Origin of the sequence: Streptomyces sp. NPDC051913, assembly GCF_044593635.1 — a bacterium.
In the GTDB taxonomy this organism is placed as follows: domain Bacteria; phylum Actinomycetota; class Actinomycetes; order Streptomycetales; family Streptomycetaceae; genus Streptomyces.
The window spans coordinates 116,430-132,965 of record NZ_JBIUCI010000022.1; the positions used below are offsets into that span (position 1 = coordinate 116,430).

Genomic DNA, 16,536 nt, shown 5'->3' on the forward strand with positions numbered 1-16,536 from the left:
CGACATGACGCAACAGGGAACCGACGTGAGCTGGGCGCTCCGCGATCTCGTGGAGTCCATCCCGGAGATCCGTTTCGCCCTCGTGGCCTCCAGCGACGGCAAGGCCATCACCTCCTTCGGCGCCGAGGACCCCGACGACGTGGACCGCTTCGCGGCGGTGGTGGCCGGCCTCCAGGCGCTGGCCCAGCCGGTCGCGGAGCAGTTCGCCCGGCCCGGCGGACAGCTGGGCCAGTTGCGGCTGGCGATGATCGAGGTCGACGGCGGGCACCTCTTCGTCGTACGCGCGGGTGTGGAGACGTATCTCGGTGTGCTCGCCCGTGAGGGCCTCGACCAGGGGCTGCTCGGGCATCAGATGAGGGACCTGGCCCGCCGGATGGGTGAGCTCCTCGGCACCACTCCGCGCCTGGAGGAGCACTCTGGATGAGTGCTCCCCGCCGGCCCACGGATCCGTCCGGTCTCGAGCGCTACTACGTCCTCACCGGAGGACGTAGCGGACCGGGCGGTTCGGCGTCGAGTCTCGACGTGGCAACCCTCATCGTCTCCCGATCCACCCCGGGCACGGGGATGCAGCACGAGCACGAGGAGATCGTCCGGCGCTGCCGCGATCCGCTGTCGGTGGCCGAGCTCTGCGCCCACCTCGGATTGCCCTTCAACATTCTCGCGGTGCTGCTGGCGGACCTGCTGGAGGCAGACCGCGTCGAAGCCCGTGACCCCATCCCGGCGCACGGTGCCGGCCGCGGGCCCGACCTCGCGCTCCTTGAGGAGGTACTCAGTGGACTTCAAAGGCTTTGACCATCCCGGGCCGGACGCCGGCGGGACCCGCTCGGTGAAGGTGATGATCGCCGGTGGCTTCGGCACCGGGAAGACCACGATGGTCCGCTCGGTCAGCGACATCAAGCCGCTGACCACCGAGGAGACCCTCACCCAGGCCAGCGCCGACGTCGACCACCTGATCGGCGTCGCGGACAAGACGGAGACCACCGTCAGCCTGGACTTCGGCAAGATCAGCCTCAACGACAGCCTGATGCTGTACCTGTTCGGCACCCCCGGCCAGGAGCGGTTCTGGTTCCTGTGGAACGGGCTGTTCAAGGGCGCCCTCGGCGCGGTCGTGCTGGTGGACACCCGCAGGCTCGCCTCCAGCTTCCGGGCGATCGAGGAGATGGAGCGGCAGAACGTCCCCTTCGTCGTCGCCCTGAACGTCTTCCCGGACTCCAAGGACTACCCCGTCGAGGAGATCCGGGACGCCCTGGACATCCCCGAGCACATCCCGGTCGTGGCCTGCGACGCCCGCGACCGGGCCTCCAGCCGTGACGTACTGGTCGCCCTCATACGTCACTTGAAGGACCGCTCCGCCGTCGCTCTGGAGTCCCGATGACCGATCAGCCCTTAAACGGCACCGACGCCCCGCGCGGCTGCCCCGTCGCCCACGGCGGAGTCGATCTCGCCCGGCTCTACGGGCCGGAAGCGGCGACCGACCCGCAGGCGATCTACGAGCGGCTGCGCAAGGAGCACGGTTCGGTCGCGCCGGTGCTGCTGGAGGGTGACGTGCCGGCCTGGCTGGTCCTGGGCTACCGGGACAACCGGCGGGTGCTCGACAACCCCCGCCAGTTCAGCCGGGACGCACGCATCTGGCGGGACTGGCGGGAGGGGCACATCCCGGAGACGCACCCGCTGATCCCGATGGTCGGCTGGCGGCCCGACTGCGTCTCCCAGGACGGCGAGCCGCACCGACGGCTGCGCGGCGCGGTCACCGACGGGCTGCTCGCGGCGTCCAGCCGTGGTGTGCGACGGCATGCCACGTACTTCGCCAACAAGCAGATCGACGCGTTCGCCGACACGGGGCAGGCCGACCTGGTCGCCGACTACGCCGAGCTCCTGCCGATGCTCGTGCTCACCCGGATCCTGGGCCTGCGCACGGAGGACGGGGTCCGCCTGGTCGAGTCGTGTGCCCAGGTCTTCAAGGGCGGCGAGGGCGCTCTGGAGCACAACGGCCGGATCATGCAGATCCTCTCGGACCTCGCCGAGCGCAAGCGCGCCGAGCCCGGCTCCGACTTCGCCACGGCCCTGCTGGAGCACCCGGCCGGGCTCGACCACGACGAGGTCGTCAGCCATCTGCGCCTGGTGCTGATCGCCGCGCACACCACCACCAGCAACCTGCTGGCCCGGGTGCTGCAACTGGTCCTGACCGACTCCGCCCGGCTGTCCGGTCTGGTCAGCGGGCAGCTGAACATCTCCTCGGTGGTGGAGGAGGTCATGTGGGACACCCCGCCGCTGGCCGTGCTGCCGGGTCGCTTCGCCGCCGCCGACCTGGAACTCGGCGGCCATCACATCCAGGAGGGCGAGCTCCTGATACTGGGCCTGGCCGCAGGCAACGTCGACCCGGAGGTACGGCCCGACGCGGACGTGGCCGTGCAGGGCAACCAGTCGCATCTGGCGTTCAGCGCCGGACCGCACGAGTGCCCGGGGCAGAGCATCGGTCAGTCCATCATCGAGATCGGCGTGGACGTCCTGCTGCACCGGCTGCCGGGCCTGCGTCTGGCGGTGCCGTCGGAGGAACTCTCCTCGACCGCATCCACCTGGGAGTTCCGACTCGACAGCCTGCCCGTCGAGTTCTCCGTCTGACACCGCTCCCGCCCGACACCACCGCTGCCCGGCCGGAACACCGGCCGGGCAGCGGTGTGTTCGCGGTCAGCCGTCGAGCCAGTCGCCCGCCACGTCTGTCGGGACGTACCCCGTGGCGTTCCAGAGGAAGTGCGGATGGGCGCAGGCGAACATGTAGGCCAGCAGCGTGATGTCCTCCCTGCCGGTCCGAGGGTCGTGCAGGGCGTGGAACCTCTCGGCGCCGACCACGCCGGCGTCCACCTGGACTGCACGGGCGCGGTCCGGGGACGGCGCGGCCATGGACGCCTCCACGCCGGCTATGTAGGTGCGGCGCAGTATCTCCCACGCGTTGTCGATGTCACCGGACCAGGGGCCGTGCACCGCCTCGAAGGCATGCAGCTCGGCGTCGAACAGGGGCCATACCTGCGGGTGTTGGATCTTGCAGCGCGCGGACAGCTCGGCGGTCCGGGGGCTCAGCGCCGGTACCGTGGCCCGCGGGGCGACGGTGAGGGTGGTGCCCTCGGTGAGGATGCCGGTGCAGGGGTTGGGCTGCAGGTCGCACAGCGGGCACGCCTCGGCCGGGGGGAGGCCCTGGGTGATGCCGTCGAACCACAGGGCGTGGCGGCCGGTGAGCCCCATCCAGACGATGGTCGTCGTCATCAGCCAGGTGTTCCACATCGGTTCGTGCGCCTCGGGCGTGCAGCCGTACTTGACGATGGCCATGGCACAGGCGGCGTAGAACGCCTTGGTGTGGGTGGGCAGGTCGGCGAGCCAGAAGTTGCTGATCTCGCCGGTCAGGGCGTCGGCGCGGACATCGGCCATGTCGTCGATGACGCGGCACAGCAGCAGCGAGGCGAGGTTCTCCTCCTGCCAGAGCTCGGAGTCGGGCGCGACATGCCAGAACAGACAGTCCATCATCTGCAGGGCCGAGTAGGTGCTGTGGCTGAGCGGGTTGGTCTGCGGGAGCGTGACGGTGCCCGCGCCGTGCTGCTGGAGCCAGTACTCGTCGACGGCTCGCTTGTGGGCCGCGAAGAGCCCGGCGACCAGGGCCCGCGCCGTGTTGGTGCTGAAGTTCTCGGCCAGGCGGTCTTCGATGAGCTGGGTGAGGCCGGTCGTGTCGATGGTGTCGACCACGCGTTTGTACTCGTGGAAGACGAGGATGTCGTCCTCGAAGCGGTGGCGGTGGCCGAGGTCGTGCTCCAGGTCGTTCATCTGCCGGGTCCAGGACCAGCCGCCCGTCAGCACGCTGTCGAGCTCCCGGCGGTACGGCCAGGTCTTGACGGCGAGGGGACGCCCGGCGCTCTGCCGCCAGCCGTAGTCGTCCAGTGTGCGGGCGGGGGGTATGGGCAGTCGGCGGCAGAGCACGCAGGCGCAGGGGGGCGTCTGCTGCGCCTGCGCCTGCGCCTGCGGTGGGGCGAGGGCGCGGCTGCGCCAGGCCCCTTCCAGCATCGTGCAGGTCAGCCGGCAGATCTCGGCATCCGTGGCGACCTGGGGGAAGGCCGCCTCTATCACGCGCAGCCCGGCGTCGAGACGGCTCAGCCGTGCCTGGCCCTCCTCGTCGGGAGGGAGGAACGCGGGCCGCGCCAGGTGCAGGGCTCCCTCCACCCGCAGCGTGGTACCGGCGCCGGGGGATCGGAGTGCGTCCAGCCGTTGCTGAACGGCGCTCTGGGAACTGCGGTGTTGCTCGGTGATCCCCTTGATGTGTTCGACCAGGAGGCGGGTCAGGGCGTCCCCCGCCTCCGTGGAACGGTGCCGTCCGGTGGGGATGTCGGAGGGGAGGTCGGACGTGACGGCCTGAGGCATGTGGATCCTTTCGGAGACGGCGCGCAGAACCCCCCCACCCCTGGGAAGGGCGGTCCAGGGGGAGACCGCCCATGCACTCGAACTCAGCTTCGTGACACGAAAGTTGAAACGAGAAGCGGAACGAGGCTTCCCAGAGCGTAAATGATCTACACCGTGACCCGACCGTGATCTCCGTTACTGCTCAAGCCCCTTGAGCTGCGTACACTCGCGCGCCCCCCACGTACGTCAGCGCCACCCGCGTGTCCGCGATCCCCTCGGGCGCGACGGCGAACGGATCGCGGTCCAGCACGACCAGGTCCGCCAGCGCCCCCACCCGCACCCGGCCGGTGTCGTCGAGGTGGTTCACATACGCCGAACCTGCCGTGTACGCGGTCAACGCCTCGGCGAGTCGCAGGCGTTCGGCGGGCAGGAAGACGGGCGCGCCGTCCGCTCCCGGTGCCACCCGGTTGACCGCGACATGGATGCCCTCCAGCGGATCGGGGCTGCTCACCGGCCAGTCGCTGCCCGCCGCGAGGGTGGCGCCGGAGCGCAGCAGCGCGCCGAACGGGTACTGCCACGCGGCCCGTTCGGCCCCGAGGAAGGGAATGGTCAGCTCGTCCATCTGCGGTTCGTGCGCCGCCCACAGCGGCTGGATGTTGGCGGTGGCGCCGAGTTGGGCGAACCGCGGCACGTCGTCGGGGTGCACCACCTGAAGATGTGCCAGGTGGGGTCGCGTGTCGCTCCGTCCGTTCGCGGTGCGCGCGGCCTCGATGGCGTCCAGCGCGTCACGTACGGCACGGTCACCCAGCGCGTGGAAGTGGCACTGGAAACCGAGTGCGTCCAACTCGGTGACGTACTTGGGAAGTTGCCCGGGGTCGATGAAGCTGGTGCCCCGGTTGGCGGTGGCGCAGCCGCACTTGTCCAGATACGGATCGAGCAGCGCCGCCGTCCCGGTCTCGGCGACCCCGTCCAGCATCAGCTTGACGGTGCCCGCCCGGAACCGGCCGTGGCTCAACGCGGCCCGCTTCTCCACGAGTTCGGGGATCTGTTCGGCCCCGCGCGCCCGGTCCCACCACAGGGCGCCGACGACCCGCGCGGTCAGCGAGCCGTCCCGGGCGGCCGTCAGATACGCCTCGGCGGGGTTGTCCATGCCGAGGAAGTCCCCGACGAGCGCGTCCTGCCAGGCCGTGACGCCGAGCGCGTGCAGATGGCGCTGTGCGTGCAGCAGGGCGGCCAGCCGGTCGGCCGGCGTGGCCGGGGGAGCGAGGCGTCCGACGAGCTGCATCGCCCCTTCCTGGAGGGTGCCGCTCGGCTCGCCCGAACCCGAGGGGTCCCGTTCGATCCGCCCGTCGGCGGGGTCGGGCGTGTCGCGTGTGATGCCGGCCAGCGCGAGGGCGCGGCTGTTGACCCAGGCGCCGTGGTGGTCGCGGTTGGGCAGATAGACGGGCCGGTCGGGGACGACGGCGTCCAGCAGTTCCTTCGTCGGGGTGCCGCCCTCGAACGCCTCCATGGACCAGCCGCCGCCGGTGATCCACTCCCGCCCGGGATGCGCGTCGGCGTACGCGCGCACGGCGGCGACCGTCTGCGCCGCCGTCCTCGTGCCGGTGAGATCGCACTGGGTCAGTTCCAGGCCCGCCGGCACGGGATGCACATGCGCGTCCTGGAAGCCCGGCAGCAGCAACCGCCCGGCGAGGTCGACCACTTCGGTCCGTGGCCCGCGGAGTTCCAGGACCTCGTCCCCTCCTACGGCGGTGATGCGGTCGCCGGTGACGGCCACGGCGGTCGCGCCGCGGCCCTCGCGGCCTTCGGGGGTGAGGACGGGGCCGCCGGTGAAGAGCAGATCTGCGTACATGGTCCGTTTCCTAGTGAGGGGTGGGGATCAGGCGAGGCGCGTCCGCGTCGGTGCCCTCGCCGGTGCGGAAGTAGGCAGACCTGCGTACCCACTTGGCCCACGCGGCGGCCACGAAGCCGGACGCGATCATCGCCAGGGGGGTGCTGAGCAGGAACCAGCCGTTGTCCGCGCGCAGTGCGAAGTGATCGGTGGAGGTGTAGAAGGACCAGCCGAGATATCCGCCGAGACCGAGCAGGGCCAGCGCGCTGAGCGTGGGCAGCACCACGGCCCGTACGCCCTCCCGCCAGTCCTCGCGCAGCAGCGAGCGGAAGCGCGCGGCGGCCGCGAGGGCGGTCAGCGCGTACGACAGGGCCACCACGATGCCGATGGCGCTCACCGTCGCCATGATCATGTCCGCGAGCCGGGGAATGACCAGGGCGAGGAGCGCGACCCCGGCCGCCAGCGCGCCGATCAGCACGGTCCCGGCGGCGGGAGTGCCGTACCGGCTGCTGACCCTGGACCAGACCGGCCCGAGCGTACGGTCCCGGCTCATCGCGAACATGCCCCGGGCCGTCGGGATCACCCCCGCCTGGAGCGAGGCGACCGCCGAGAACATCAGGGCCACCAGCGGGAGCGCGGCCAGCGGCTGTGAGGCCAGCCGGTCCCCGAAGAAGGCCAGGCCCTCGGCGCCGTGCCCGGCCAAATCCTGCTCGGACAGGACGCGTTGGAAGGCGATCGAGCCGAGGAGGAACAGTCCGAGCATGGTGAACAGGGTCGTCAGACCGGCCCGGGAGGCGTCCCGGGGGTCGCGGACCTCCTCGGAGACGCTGAACGCGGCCTCGAAGCCCCAGTAGCAGAACACCGACAGCAGCAACCCCTGGGCCAGCGCGGTCGCGGACGGGATCGCGAACGGGTCGAACCAGCTCCAGCTGAAGGCGTGCGGGCCGGTGACGATGCCGTATCCGCAGAAGCCCAGCAGGACGACGTACTCGAAGACCAGCAACCCGGCCTGCAGTCGTGCCGCGGTCCGTACCCCCGTCACGGCGGTCAGCGTGACCGCGGCGAGGACCACCACACCGAGGAGTGTCGTCTGGGCCGTGGAGCCCGGGTCCAGGGTGAGGCCGGCCAGCCGGTGCACTCCGGCGTCCCCGGCCAGCTGGATCAGGGCCGACCCGGTGACGGCGGTGGTGTAGGCGAGGAACGCCACCGTCGCCACGATGTTCACCCAGCCGACCAGGAAACCCAGCCAGGGGGTGAGCGAACGGCCCACCCACACATAGCCGTTGCCGGCGTTCGGCTCGACGCGGTTGAGGCGGGCGTACGCTCCGGCGATGCCGAGGACCGGGAGGAACGCCAGCAGCATGATCGCCGGCAGATGCAGTCCGACGACGCCGGCCGTGACGCCGAGGCCGATGCCGATGCTGGTGGTCGCGGCCGTGCTGGAGGCGGCGATGGCGACGCCGTCCAGGACGCCGAGTGACTTGCGCAGCCCCGACGGCACGGGAGACGCGTGGGGTGGTGGTGTGTCGGGCATGGCCGGTTCTCCGCTCGCACCGGGGGGCCTGGTCGGCCCCGGTGAGGCGACATGAAACTGTCCGCGGGGTTAACAGGTCAACGGTGTTGTCGTAAGGTCGCGTCATCCGCCCCACGGAGGCATGCCATGAGCGAACGTGTCGTCCCGCCCGACGCCCGGCGGCGCAGACGCCCCACCAAGCAGGGTGTCGTCCTGTCCGAGGAGCTGATCGTCGCCACCGCCCTCAGGCTGATCGAGGAGCACGGCGCCGAGGCCCTCTCCGTGCGCCGCCTCGGCCGTGCCCTCGGCGCCGACCCCAGCTCCCTGTACCGGTACTTCCGGCACACCGACGACCTCATGCTCGCCGTCGCCGACGAGCTGATCGGCCACACCCTGCGCACCTGGCGGCCCACCGGGCACTGGCAGGCCGACCTGCGCGACCTCGGCCTGCGCATGCACGCCGGCGCGCTCGCCCACCCCCGGGCCGCGGTCCTCAGCTCGCACCGGGTCACCGGGCGCGACCACGAGATCCAGGCCGTGGAGACCATCATCGGCGTGTTGCGCGACGCCGGGTTCCCCGACGCCGAGGCGGTGCGGATCTACCACGCCTTCGTCGACCAGGCGCTCGCCTTCGCCGCCCTCGACTCGGCGAGCACCGCGCTGCCGAAACCGGCCCGGGAGGCGGAGACGGCCGTATGGCGGGCCACGTACGCCCGACTCCCCGCCACCACCCACCCGCACATCGCCGCGACCGCCCGCCATCTCGTCACGGACATGCCACGCAGCTCCTACCCGACGGCGCTGGACCTGCTGCTCGGGGCGGCGGCGGCCCGGCTCGCGGAGATCCAGGACACGGCACGGGTCCGGCCGCGAGACTGATCCCGTCCGTTTCAGACGAGTCCAGGAGGCCGACCGGCGATGGCGAACCCGCCCGCACGTCCCGCGAAACAGCGGAAGCTTGACACCCTGCACCGCCTGGAGCACGACGAGGACGTCTGGGTCGCGACGGCCGCCGCGGACGGCGGAGTGCCGTTCCTCGTCCCGCTCTCCTTCCTCTGGGACGGCGCCACCCTGCTCCTCGCGACCCCGGCCAAGAGCCCCACCGGACGCAATCTGCGCACCACCGGCCGCACCCGGCTCGGCATCGGGCCGACCAGGGACGTCACGATGATCGAGGGCACGGTCGAGACGATCACCCGCGCCGAACTGTCCCAGGAGGACGGCGACCGCTTCGCGGCGAAGACCGGCTTCGACCCACGCCAACTGTCCACCCCCTACGAGTACTTCAGGGTCCGTCCGGTGCGGATCCAGGCCTGGCGCGAGGCCGATGAACTCGTCGGGCGGGAACTGATGCGGGACGGGGAGTGGCTGGTCGCCGACTGAACGGGCCGGAGCGGGATATCCGTGGGGTACAGGGCCGCGGGGCACGAACGCCCCGCGCCCCGGACCGTACGGAGGAGACATGGCACTGGTGAAAGCGGGCGTCGTGGTGCTCGACTGCGCCGAGCCGGAGAAGCTCGCCGGGTTCTACAAGGAGCTGCTGGAGGGCGAGGAGACGGACGCGACCGCCAACCGCGTGGAGATCAGGGGCTCGGAGGGTATGCGGATGGCGTTCCGCCGGGACATGAACGCCACCCCGCCGAGCTGGCCGCGCCCCGAGAACGCCCTCCAGGCCCACCTCGACTTCGTCGTCGACGACCTGGACGAGGCGGAGCGCAGGGTCATCGGGCTCGGCGGGCGTCCACTGGAGACCAGGGACGCCTCGGGCCCGTTCGAGGAGCGCGGCTACGCCGACCCGGCCGGCCACTCCTTCACCCTGCGCCTGGTCACCCCGACGGCGCCCAAGCAGGGCTGACGTCGGGGCGACCGGATCGGCGCTGACGGCGGTGCGTCCAGGCGCAGTTGCCTCGGCGTCAGTCCCGGCCGCCGTCGTCGTCGGTCGGCCAGACCCCGGTGGACCGCTCGATGGCCTTCGCGCCCGTGCGGTCCACCGCGCTGCGCACCACCGCGAAGATCGCGCCCTGTACGGCCGCCGCGAACAGGATCTCGCCCCAACCCCGGTTGCGGTCCAGGGCGTCGGGCGCGTCGTCCTCGTGCCGGATCACCTTCCACGTCTTGCGGAACGCGACACCGGCCAGCGCCCCGCTCGACCAACCCAGCGCGAAACCCAGGGGCTTGTAGGCCAGGGGGAGCTTCATCTTCTTCTTGTTCTTCTTGGCCATCCGTCTCTCCTTCGTTCGTTCTGCTACGCCGGTGTGGGCCGGCCCTGGGATGACACCTGCTCGTCCGGCGGCGGCGGACCCGGTGCGGTCCCGTCGCCGAACGGCCGGCCGACCAGCTCCTCGCGGTGGTGCGGGGTCAGCCACTGCGACAGATCCGGTCCGAGGGGCACGATCCGCGTGGGGTTGATGCCGGTGTGCACCTGGTAGTAGTGGCGCTTGATGTGGTCGAAGTCGACCGTGTCACCGAAGCCCGGGGTCTGGTAGAGGTCCCGGACGTACCCCCACAGCACCTCGTTCTCCGACAGCTTCCAGCGGTTGCACTTGAAGTGGCCGTGATAGACCGCGTCGAAGCGCACCAGCGTGGTGAACAGCCGGATGTCGGCCTCGGTGATGGTGTCCCCGACCAGATAGCGCTGCCGGGCGAGCCTCGGGGTCAGCAGCTCGAGCCGCTGGAACACCGCCGAGCAGGCGGCCTCGTACTCCGCCTGCTCGGTGGCGAACCCCGCCCGGTACACACCGTTGTTGACGTCCTCGTAGACGTCCGCCATCACCGCGTCGATCTCCTCGCGCAGCGCCCGCGGATACAGGTCCGGGGCGCCGTCCCGGTGCAGGGCACGCCACTCGGTGGCGAGGTCCAGGGTGAGCTGCTGGTAGTCGTTGGTGACCAGCTTCCCGCTGGGCACGTCCACGAGCGCGGGCACGCTCACCCCGCCCGGACAGTCCCTCTCCCGCCGGTCGTAGGCCTCGCTGAGGTAGCGGATGCCGAGGACCGGGTCACGGCCGTCCGGGTCGAGGGTGAAGCGCCAACTGCGGTCGTCCTGGATGGGATCGGCCACGGCGAGCGACAGCACGCCTTCCAGCCCCAGCAGCCGCCGGGAGACCAGGGCCCGGCTCGCCCAGGGGCAGGCCCGGCTGACCACCAGACGGTAGCGGCCGGGCTCCACCGGCCAGCCGTCCCGGCCGTCCGCGGTGACCCGGTCCGTGAAGTGGGCCTTGGAGCGCTGGAACGTCCGCTTCCCGTACGCGCTGTTGCCTCCGTCCGAGCCACTCATGCCGCCTCCCTGCTGTCCTGTGCCGTGCCGTGCCGTGTGCCGCCGTGCGGGTGTCTGGTCACCGCGTTCCCCGATTTCGGCGTGTGAGCCCCGCCAGTCGGGGCAGTCGGCGAAGGTGAGCGGGACACCTTCGAACACAACAGCGAACACACCCCTGAACCCACCACAACAGGCGTCGCCGGAACATGCGGGGAAGGCGTCCTCGGCCCAGAAGGAGGCTCGGAAAGCGGACCGCAGAACGCGGGTCACCGTCCTCGTGGCGCTCGTCGCCAATCTGGTCATCGCGGTCGCCAAGGCGATCGGCGGGCTGATCGCGCACTCCCCGGCCCTGTTGTCGGAGGCCGCCCACTCGGTCGCCGACAGCCTCAACGAGGTCTTCCTCCTGGCCGCGCTGCGCCGCAGCCGCCGCCCCGCCGACACACGTCACCCCTTCGGCTACGGCAAGGAGCGGTTCTTCTGGTCGCTCCTCGCCGCGGTGGGGATCTTCGTCATGGGCGGCTGCTTCTCCTTCTTCCAGGGCTTCGAGGCACTGCGCGGCGGAGGCGAGGAGAAGCTGAGCGGATACGTCGCCGGGCTCGTCGTCCTCGGTGTCGCCCTCCTCGCCGAGGGCGCGTCGCTGGTGCGGGCGCTGTACCAGACGCATCAGCAGGGCGGCACCGGCGAGGGCCTGCGCGACCCGGCGCTGCGCACGGTCGTCGCCGAGGACGGCACGGCGGTGCTGGGCGTCACCCTGGCCATGGCAGGCATGGCTCTGCACATGGTCACGGGGCAGGTCGTGTGGGAGGCGTCCGCGTCGCTGGCGATCGGGGCGCTGCTCGTCTACGTCGCCTACCGGCTCGGGCGGGAGGCCCGCGACCAGCTGATCGGGGAGGCCGTCGACGCGGAGACCGGCGGGCGGATCCGGGCGCTGCTCCAGGAGCAGCCCGAGATCGACAGTGTGGAGGCGCTGTTCACCATGAAGACGGGGCTGGAGTCGGTCCTGGTGGCCGCACGCGTCGACCTCGTGCCGGGCCTGGACAGCGAGCGGGTCGAGGAGGTGGCCGTACGCATCAAGCGCTCCGTCGCCGACACCTTCGCCGAGACGGACCAGATCTTCCTCGACATCACCGACCGGCCCGCGGGCGAGGCAGAGGAAAGCCCCGCCGCGACGGGGGAGCGCGGCGGGGCCTGACGCACAGGTGCCCGGCGGACGGGGCTTCATGCGCCCCGTCCCAAGATTTCTCGCGAGATCTTTCCGGGGCCGACCGCGCGGCGCTCCGCGGTCAGTGCTCCGCGGCCGGCTCCAGCACGAAGACCGGGATCTCGCGGTCCGTCTTCTCCTGGTACTCCGCGTACGGGGGATAGGCCGCCACGGCCCGCTCCCACCACTCGGCCTTCTCCGCGCCGGTCACCTCACGCGCGGCCACGTCCCGCTTCTCGGGTCCGTCCTGGAGTTCCGCGCGGGGGTCCGCCTTCAGGTTGTGGTACCAGACCGGATGCTTGGGGGCTCCGCCCTGCGAGGCGACGACGGCGTACCGACCCCCGTGCTCGACCCGCATCAACGGGGTCTTGCGGATCTTCCCGCTCCTGGCGCCCACGGTGGTCAGCAGGATCACGGGCATCCCGGTCTCCAGCAGGGTCGTCCCCTCGGTGCCGCCCGAGCTCTCGTACAACTCCACCTGCTCGCGCACCCACCCGGTCGGACTCGGCTCGTACTCGCCCTCGAGAGGCATGACATCCCATCCCATCGTCGTCGTGTCCTACGGCTCACTGCTCACGGATCACTGCTCACCGCACGGTCCACAACACCGGAACCCCGCGGATTCATCCGCTCCGCGATGACCTCTGAGGTAATCGCCTCGCTCGGCCCCCGCGGGGCACAGTGGCAACCGTCGAAAGGGGAGGAGTACCCATGGCCGTACACATGACCACCACCGCCGAGACGACGACCCGTTCCGTGGTCGCGGAACTGCTGCGACGCATCGGGCAGGGGGACCCGGAGCGGATCGCCGAGCTGTACGCCGAACACGGCGACTGGAAGCTGGACTGGCCCGAGGACGAGCACGGCCGCGCCGCCACCCCGTGGATCCGCCACCGCGCCACCCGCGCGGACGCCGCGGCCCACTACCGGGAACTGACCGCACACCACGTCCCCGGGCAGGCGGACACGCGGATCGAGCGCGTCCTCGTCGACGGCGCCGACGCGGTGGTCCTCGGCGAGATCCGGCAGACGGCGAGGTCGACCGGGCGCCCCTATCGCGCCAGGTTCGCCCTGCATCTGACCGTCGAGGACGATCTGATCGTCCGCCACCACGTGTACGAGGACAGCCTCGCGGTGGCCCAGGCGTTCACCCCGTGACGAGCAGCGGCGGACCCCACAGGCCCGAGACTCCCTCGCCCGGGTTGAGGCTCCGGCCGCTTGCACGGGTGGCCGTGCGGACCACCCGGTCCGCCACGCCCGCCGCGACCGGCCGCGCGCGGGATCCTGCTCACCACATCATCCGCACCGCGAGGGCCATGATCACCGCGCTCGACACCAGTGCCGTCACCAGCCGCCCGCGCCGCCCGGTCAGCGCCCGGCCGAGCAAGGCCCCGCCGCCGGCCAGCAGGACCTGCCAGCTCGCGGACGCGACGAAGGCCGCCAGGACGAACACGCCCTGCTCCAGTGGCTGCACCGCGTCCGCCGTACGGGAACCGAGCACCAGGGCCGCGAAATAGATCACGGTGGTCGGGTTGAGCAGGGTGATCCCGAGCAGGGCCAGGTAGGCGCGGGCGGGGCTCGGAGGAGGCGGGTCCGCGCGGGTGGCGAGCCGACGTCCGCGGTACTGGCGTACGGCGGTGACCGCGCCCCGGACCGCCAGCGCGAGCAGCAGCAGGGCCGAGGCCCAGCGCAGCGGCCCGAGCACGGGACGCAGTGCGGCGGCGAGGGCGGTGCCGCCGAGCGCGGCCACCAGCGCGTACAGTCCGTCGGCGGTGGCGACGCCCAGGGCGGCACAGACCCCGGTGCGCAGGGAGGTGCGGGCGGTGAGCGAGACGAGGTAGGTCGCGACCGCGCCGACGGGCATGGCGATGCCGTAGCCCGCGAGCAGCCCCGCGACGAGCGCCCCGGTCACGACGCGAGCGGTGTCGGCCCCTCCGGACGGCCGGACTGCTGCTGGAACCGCACCGGCATGGCGGCGGCGGTCAGCGGCAGAAGGGCGTAGGTCGTAGGCATGGCGGGATTCTGCGGCCCCCGGCCCCCCGCCCACAACCGGTTTTCGCCGAAACCCCGCGCACCCCTCACCGAAGGCCACCCCGCTCGCCGCCCGCCCAGTCCGCACGAAGGCCACTTCGTCCGCCCCCGAGACCCGCCCGGCCCGAACCGGGGTCCGCCCGGCGGTCGCAGGACGCCTGCCGGGGCCCCGCCGGAGGCCGGCCCCGTTCGTCACTGAGCGGCGCGTCCGGTCCGCACGAGGCCCGCCCGGTTCGCCGCCTCAGGGGCGCCCCGGCCGTTGCCGGCGGCTTGTCGGGGCTCCACCGGGGGCGGTCCTGTTCGTCCCCGAGGGGTGCGTCCGGTCTGCGCTGGGGCCAGCCCGGCCGTTGCCGGCGGCTTGTCGGGGCTCCACCGGGGGCGGTCCTGTTCGTCCCCGAGGGGCACGTCCGGTCCGCGCTGGGACCCGCCCGGCCGCCGGAGGCTCGTCGGGGCCCCACCGGGGGCCTGCCCTTTCGTCTCCGAGGCCAGTCCAGCCCGCTCCGAGGCCCGTCCAGCCCGCTCCGGGGCCGGTCCAGCCGTCGTCGAAGGCCTGTCGGGGGCCCTGCGGAGGCAGGCAGCCGTTCAGTCCCGGAGGGGCACGTCCGGTCCACACCGGGCCCATCCGTTCGTCTCCACGGCAAGCCCGGCCCGCACCGAGGCTGCCCAGCCGTCTCCTGGGCCCGTGGGAGCCCCGCCGGAGGCCGGCCCCTTTCGTCCGCGAGGGGCAGGTGCGGTCCACACCGGGCCCCGCCCCCCCCTCGTCTCCGAGGCCCGCCCGGTCCCCGTCGGAAGCCCGTTCGGTCGTCGACGCCAGCAGCCCGCCCGGCCCCCGTCGGCAGCCCTCCCGTGCTCAGCCTGCCCCGCCCCGTCGGCAGCCCTCCCGTGCTCCGCCCGCCCGGCCCCCGCCGTCGGGCCCCGTTCTTACCGGAGGCGCGCCCCGCACCTCGCCACCCCACCCCGTTTTCGATTCCCGAGCGAGCATCCCCGGCCAACCTGCACCCGCCACCGATCTGGCCGAACTTGGCGTCGCCCATTAGATGCCCCGGGCATCTAATGAAGATCTGCACGCTGCTGCACGACGCACACCTTCGTCTGCGAGGTCTTCCATGACGGCAACCCCCCGCACGCAAACGGAACCCGTCGCCTTCCCGCAGGATCGGACCTGCCCCTACCACCCACCCACCGCCTACGACCCCTTGCGTGACGGCCGTCCGCTGGCCCGCATCACGCTCTACGACGGCCGACCGGCCTGGCTGGTCACGGGGCACGCGGTCGCCCGTGCCCTCCTCACCGACCCCCGGCTGTCGAGCGACCGCACCCGCCCTGACTTCCCCGCGCCCACCGAACGCTTCGCCGGCACCCAGAACCGGAGGGTGGCGCTGCTCGGTTTCGACGACCCGCAGCATCACGCGCAACGGCGGATGATGGTGCCCAGCTTCACCCTGCGCAGGGCCGTGGAACTGCGACCGGAGATCCAGCGGATCGTGGACGAGCGGCTCGACGCGATGATCGCGCAGGGCCCGCCCGCCGAGCTGGTGAACGCCTTCGCGCTGCCGGTGCCCTCGATGGTGATCTGCGCCCTGCTCGGCGTCCCGTACACCGACCACGACTTCTTCGAGGCCCAGTCACGGCGACTGCTGCGCGGACCGAAGGCGTCCGACACCCAGAACGCGCGCGACCAGCTCGACGCCTACTTCGGGGAGTTGATCGACCGGAAACTGAAGGAGGAACGGCCCGGCGACGGGGTGCTGGACGAACTCGTCCACGACCGGCTGCGCTCCGGCGAGCTGAGCCGCGTCGACGTCATCGCCTTCGCCACCATCCTGCTGGTCGCCGGCCATGAGACGACCGCCAACATGATCTCGCTCGGCACCTTCACCCTGCTCCAACACCCCGAGCGGCTGGCCGAGTTGCGGGCCGACCCCGCGCTGCTGCCGGCCGCTGTCGAGGAGCTGATGCGCATGCTGTCGATCGCCGACGGCCTGCTGCGGCTGGCCACCGAGGACGTCGAGGCGGGCGGCGAGACCATCCGGGCCGGCGACGGGGTGGTCTTCTCGACCTCTGTCATCAACCGCGACGAGGACGTCTACCCCGACGCCGACACCCTGGACTGGCACCGCTCCGCCCGGCATCACGTCGGCTTCGGCTTCGGCATCCACCAGTGCCTCGGCCAGAACCTGGCCCGCGCCGAGATGGAGATCGCCCTGCGCACCCTCTTCACCCGGCTGCCCGGGCTGCGCCTCGCCGCTCCCGCGGACGAGATCCCCTTCAAGCCCGGCGACACGATCCAGGGGATGCTGGAACTCCCCGTGACCTGGTAAGAG

17 protein-coding genes are annotated in these 16,536 nt (G+C 71.9%); 10 read left to right on the plus strand and 7 right to left on the minus strand.

Going from position 1 to position 16,536, the window contains the following annotated elements; all coding sequences use genetic code 11:
- The first annotated feature begins 4 nt into the window (after positions 1-4).
- From ACIHIX_RS41650 to ACIHIX_RS41665, 4 genes are read left to right on the plus strand one after another with little or no spacing between them, the layout of a single operon-like run.
- Positions 5-424 carry a roadblock/LC7 domain-containing protein gene (locus ACIHIX_RS41650; RefSeq protein WP_329342433.1) on the plus strand — a complete coding sequence of 140 codons (420 nt, stop codon included), beginning with the start codon at positions 5-7 and terminating at the stop codon, positions 422-424.
- Positions 421-792 carry a DUF742 domain-containing protein gene (locus tag ACIHIX_RS41655; RefSeq protein ID WP_329342434.1) on the plus strand — a complete coding sequence of 124 codons (372 nt, stop codon included), beginning with the start codon at positions 421-423 and terminating at the stop codon, positions 790-792. The genes ACIHIX_RS41650 and ACIHIX_RS41655 overlap by 4 nt, the downstream gene beginning before the upstream one ends.
- Positions 773-1,375, plus strand: coding sequence for an ATP/GTP-binding protein (locus ACIHIX_RS41660; RefSeq protein WP_329342435.1), 603 nt, complete (start codon positions 773-775; stop codon positions 1,373-1,375). The genes ACIHIX_RS41655 and ACIHIX_RS41660 overlap by 20 nt, the downstream gene beginning before the upstream one ends.
- Complete coding sequence (locus ACIHIX_RS41665) at positions 1,372-2,622, plus strand: cytochrome P450 (protein ID WP_399965765.1); 1,251 nt, start codon at positions 1,372-1,374, stop codon at positions 2,620-2,622. The genes ACIHIX_RS41660 and ACIHIX_RS41665 overlap by 4 nt, the downstream gene beginning before the upstream one ends.
- Before the next feature lie 66 nt (positions 2,623-2,688).
- Here the strand turns inward: ACIHIX_RS41665 and ACIHIX_RS41670 are convergent, their stop codons facing one another.
- The 3 genes from ACIHIX_RS41670 to ACIHIX_RS41680 all read right to left on the minus strand — a co-directional run bounded on the left by ACIHIX_RS41670 (position 2,689) and on the right by ACIHIX_RS41680 (position 7,748).
- Positions 2,689-4,404: a hypothetical protein gene (locus ACIHIX_RS41670; RefSeq protein ID WP_399965766.1), complete on the minus strand. Its 1,716-nt coding sequence runs from the start codon at positions 4,402-4,404 to the stop codon at positions 2,689-2,691.
- Positions 4,405-4,585: 181 nt separating this feature from the next.
- The gene (locus ACIHIX_RS41675) at positions 4,586-6,235 is read right to left on the minus strand and encodes an amidohydrolase (protein ID WP_399965768.1); all 1,650 of its coding nucleotides are present in this window, start codon (positions 6,233-6,235) and stop codon (positions 4,586-4,588) included.
- 10 nt (positions 6,236-6,245) lie between these two features.
- A complete protein-coding gene (locus tag ACIHIX_RS41680; RefSeq protein ID WP_399965769.1) occupies positions 6,246-7,748 on the minus strand; it encodes an APC family permease in 1,503 nt (500 codons plus the stop codon).
- Between the two features lie 126 nt (positions 7,749-7,874).
- Here ACIHIX_RS41680 and ACIHIX_RS41685 point away from each other — a divergent pair, with 126 nt between their 5' ends.
- From ACIHIX_RS41685 to ACIHIX_RS41695, 3 genes are all read left to right on the plus strand, one after another.
- Positions 7,875-8,606: a TetR/AcrR family transcriptional regulator gene (locus ACIHIX_RS41685; RefSeq protein WP_399965770.1), complete on the plus strand. Its 732-nt coding sequence runs from the start codon at positions 7,875-7,877 to the stop codon at positions 8,604-8,606.
- A 39-nt stretch (positions 8,607-8,645) separates the two neighbouring features.
- Positions 8,646-9,110 carry a pyridoxamine 5'-phosphate oxidase family protein gene (locus ACIHIX_RS41690; protein ID WP_399965771.1) on the plus strand — a complete coding sequence of 155 codons (465 nt, stop codon included), beginning with the start codon at positions 8,646-8,648 and terminating at the stop codon, positions 9,108-9,110.
- Between the two features lie 79 nt (positions 9,111-9,189).
- Positions 9,190-9,582, plus strand: a complete 393-nt coding sequence (locus ACIHIX_RS41695; protein ID WP_399965772.1) for a VOC family protein — start codon at positions 9,190-9,192, stop codon at positions 9,580-9,582.
- Between the two features lie 58 nt (positions 9,583-9,640).
- Here the strand turns inward: ACIHIX_RS41695 and ACIHIX_RS41700 are convergent, their stop codons facing one another.
- On the minus strand, positions 9,641-9,949 hold the full coding sequence (locus ACIHIX_RS41700; RefSeq protein ID WP_399965773.1) for a DUF4235 domain-containing protein: 309 nt from the start codon (positions 9,947-9,949) through the stop codon (positions 9,641-9,643).
- A 23-nt stretch (positions 9,950-9,972) separates the two neighbouring features.
- The gene (locus ACIHIX_RS41705) at positions 9,973-11,001 is read right to left on the minus strand and encodes a glutathione S-transferase family protein (RefSeq protein WP_399965775.1); all 1,029 of its coding nucleotides are present in this window, start codon (positions 10,999-11,001) and stop codon (positions 9,973-9,975) included.
- A gap of 256 nt (positions 11,002-11,257) precedes the next feature.
- Between ACIHIX_RS41705 and ACIHIX_RS41710 the strand changes: the two genes are divergently transcribed.
- Positions 11,258-12,172, plus strand: a complete 915-nt coding sequence (locus tag ACIHIX_RS41710; RefSeq protein WP_399965776.1) for a cation diffusion facilitator family transporter — start codon at positions 11,258-11,260, stop codon at positions 12,170-12,172.
- A gap of 91 nt (positions 12,173-12,263) precedes the next feature.
- On the opposite strand, the gene ACIHIX_RS41715 is transcribed toward ACIHIX_RS41710, so the two are convergent.
- Entirely contained in the window at positions 12,264-12,713 is a 450-nt protein-coding gene (locus ACIHIX_RS41715; RefSeq protein ID WP_399965777.1) for a nitroreductase family deazaflavin-dependent oxidoreductase, read from the minus strand.
- Positions 12,714-12,892: 179 nt separating this feature from the next.
- Between ACIHIX_RS41715 and ACIHIX_RS41720 the strand changes: the two genes are divergently transcribed.
- On the plus strand, positions 12,893-13,339 hold the full coding sequence (locus ACIHIX_RS41720) for a nuclear transport factor 2 family protein (protein WP_399965778.1): 447 nt from the start codon (positions 12,893-12,895) through the stop codon (positions 13,337-13,339).
- 130 nt (positions 13,340-13,469) lie between these two features.
- On the opposite strand, the gene ACIHIX_RS41725 is transcribed toward ACIHIX_RS41720, so the two are convergent.
- Complete coding sequence (locus ACIHIX_RS41725; RefSeq protein WP_399965779.1) at positions 13,470-14,093, minus strand: LysE family transporter; 624 nt, start codon at positions 14,091-14,093, stop codon at positions 13,470-13,472.
- Positions 14,094-15,318: 1,225 nt separating this feature from the next.
- Here ACIHIX_RS41725 and ACIHIX_RS41730 point away from each other — a divergent pair.
- Positions 15,319-16,533, plus strand: a complete 1,215-nt coding sequence (locus ACIHIX_RS41730) for a cytochrome P450 (protein ID WP_399965781.1) — start codon at positions 15,319-15,321, stop codon at positions 16,531-16,533.
- The last annotated feature ends 3 nt before the right edge of the window (positions 16,534-16,536 follow it).

Coding starts and splice junctions, on each gene's coding strand:
- ACIHIX_RS41665 (WP_399965765.1), top strand. CDS start 1,372: ATGACCGATCAGCCCTTAAACGGCACCGACGCCCCGCGCGGCTGCCCC.
- ACIHIX_RS41705 (WP_399965775.1), bottom strand. CDS start 11,001: ATGAGTGGCTCGGACGGAGGCAACAGCGCGTACGGGAAGCGGACGTTC.
- ACIHIX_RS41695 (WP_399965772.1), top strand. CDS start 9,190: ATGGCACTGGTGAAAGCGGGCGTCGTGGTGCTCGACTGCGCCGAGCCG.
- ACIHIX_RS41715 (WP_399965777.1), bottom strand. CDS start 12,713: ATGCCTCTCGAGGGCGAGTACGAGCCGAGTCCGACCGGGTGGGTGCGC.
- ACIHIX_RS41690 (WP_399965771.1), top strand. CDS start 8,646: ATGGCGAACCCGCCCGCACGTCCCGCGAAACAGCGGAAGCTTGACACC.
- ACIHIX_RS41655 (WP_329342434.1), top strand. CDS start 421: ATGAGTGCTCCCCGCCGGCCCACGGATCCGTCCGGTCTCGAGCGCTAC.
- ACIHIX_RS41680 (WP_399965769.1), bottom strand. CDS start 7,748: ATGCCCGACACACCACCACCCCACGCGTCTCCCGTGCCGTCGGGGCTG.
- ACIHIX_RS41685 (WP_399965770.1), top strand. CDS start 7,875: ATGAGCGAACGTGTCGTCCCGCCCGACGCCCGGCGGCGCAGACGCCCC.
- ACIHIX_RS41730 (WP_399965781.1), top strand. CDS start 15,319: ATGACGGCAACCCCCCGCACGCAAACGGAACCCGTCGCCTTCCCGCAG.
- ACIHIX_RS41700 (WP_399965773.1), bottom strand. CDS start 9,949: ATGGCCAAGAAGAACAAGAAGAAGATGAAGCTCCCCCTGGCCTACAAG.
- ACIHIX_RS41670 (WP_399965766.1), bottom strand. CDS start 4,404: ATGCCTCAGGCCGTCACGTCCGACCTCCCCTCCGACATCCCCACCGGA.
- ACIHIX_RS41675 (WP_399965768.1), bottom strand. CDS start 6,235: ATGTACGCAGATCTGCTCTTCACCGGCGGCCCCGTCCTCACCCCCGAA.
- ACIHIX_RS41720 (WP_399965778.1), top strand. CDS start 12,893: ATGGCCGTACACATGACCACCACCGCCGAGACGACGACCCGTTCCGTG.
- ACIHIX_RS41650 (WP_329342433.1), top strand. CDS start 5: ATGACGCAACAGGGAACCGACGTGAGCTGGGCGCTCCGCGATCTCGTG.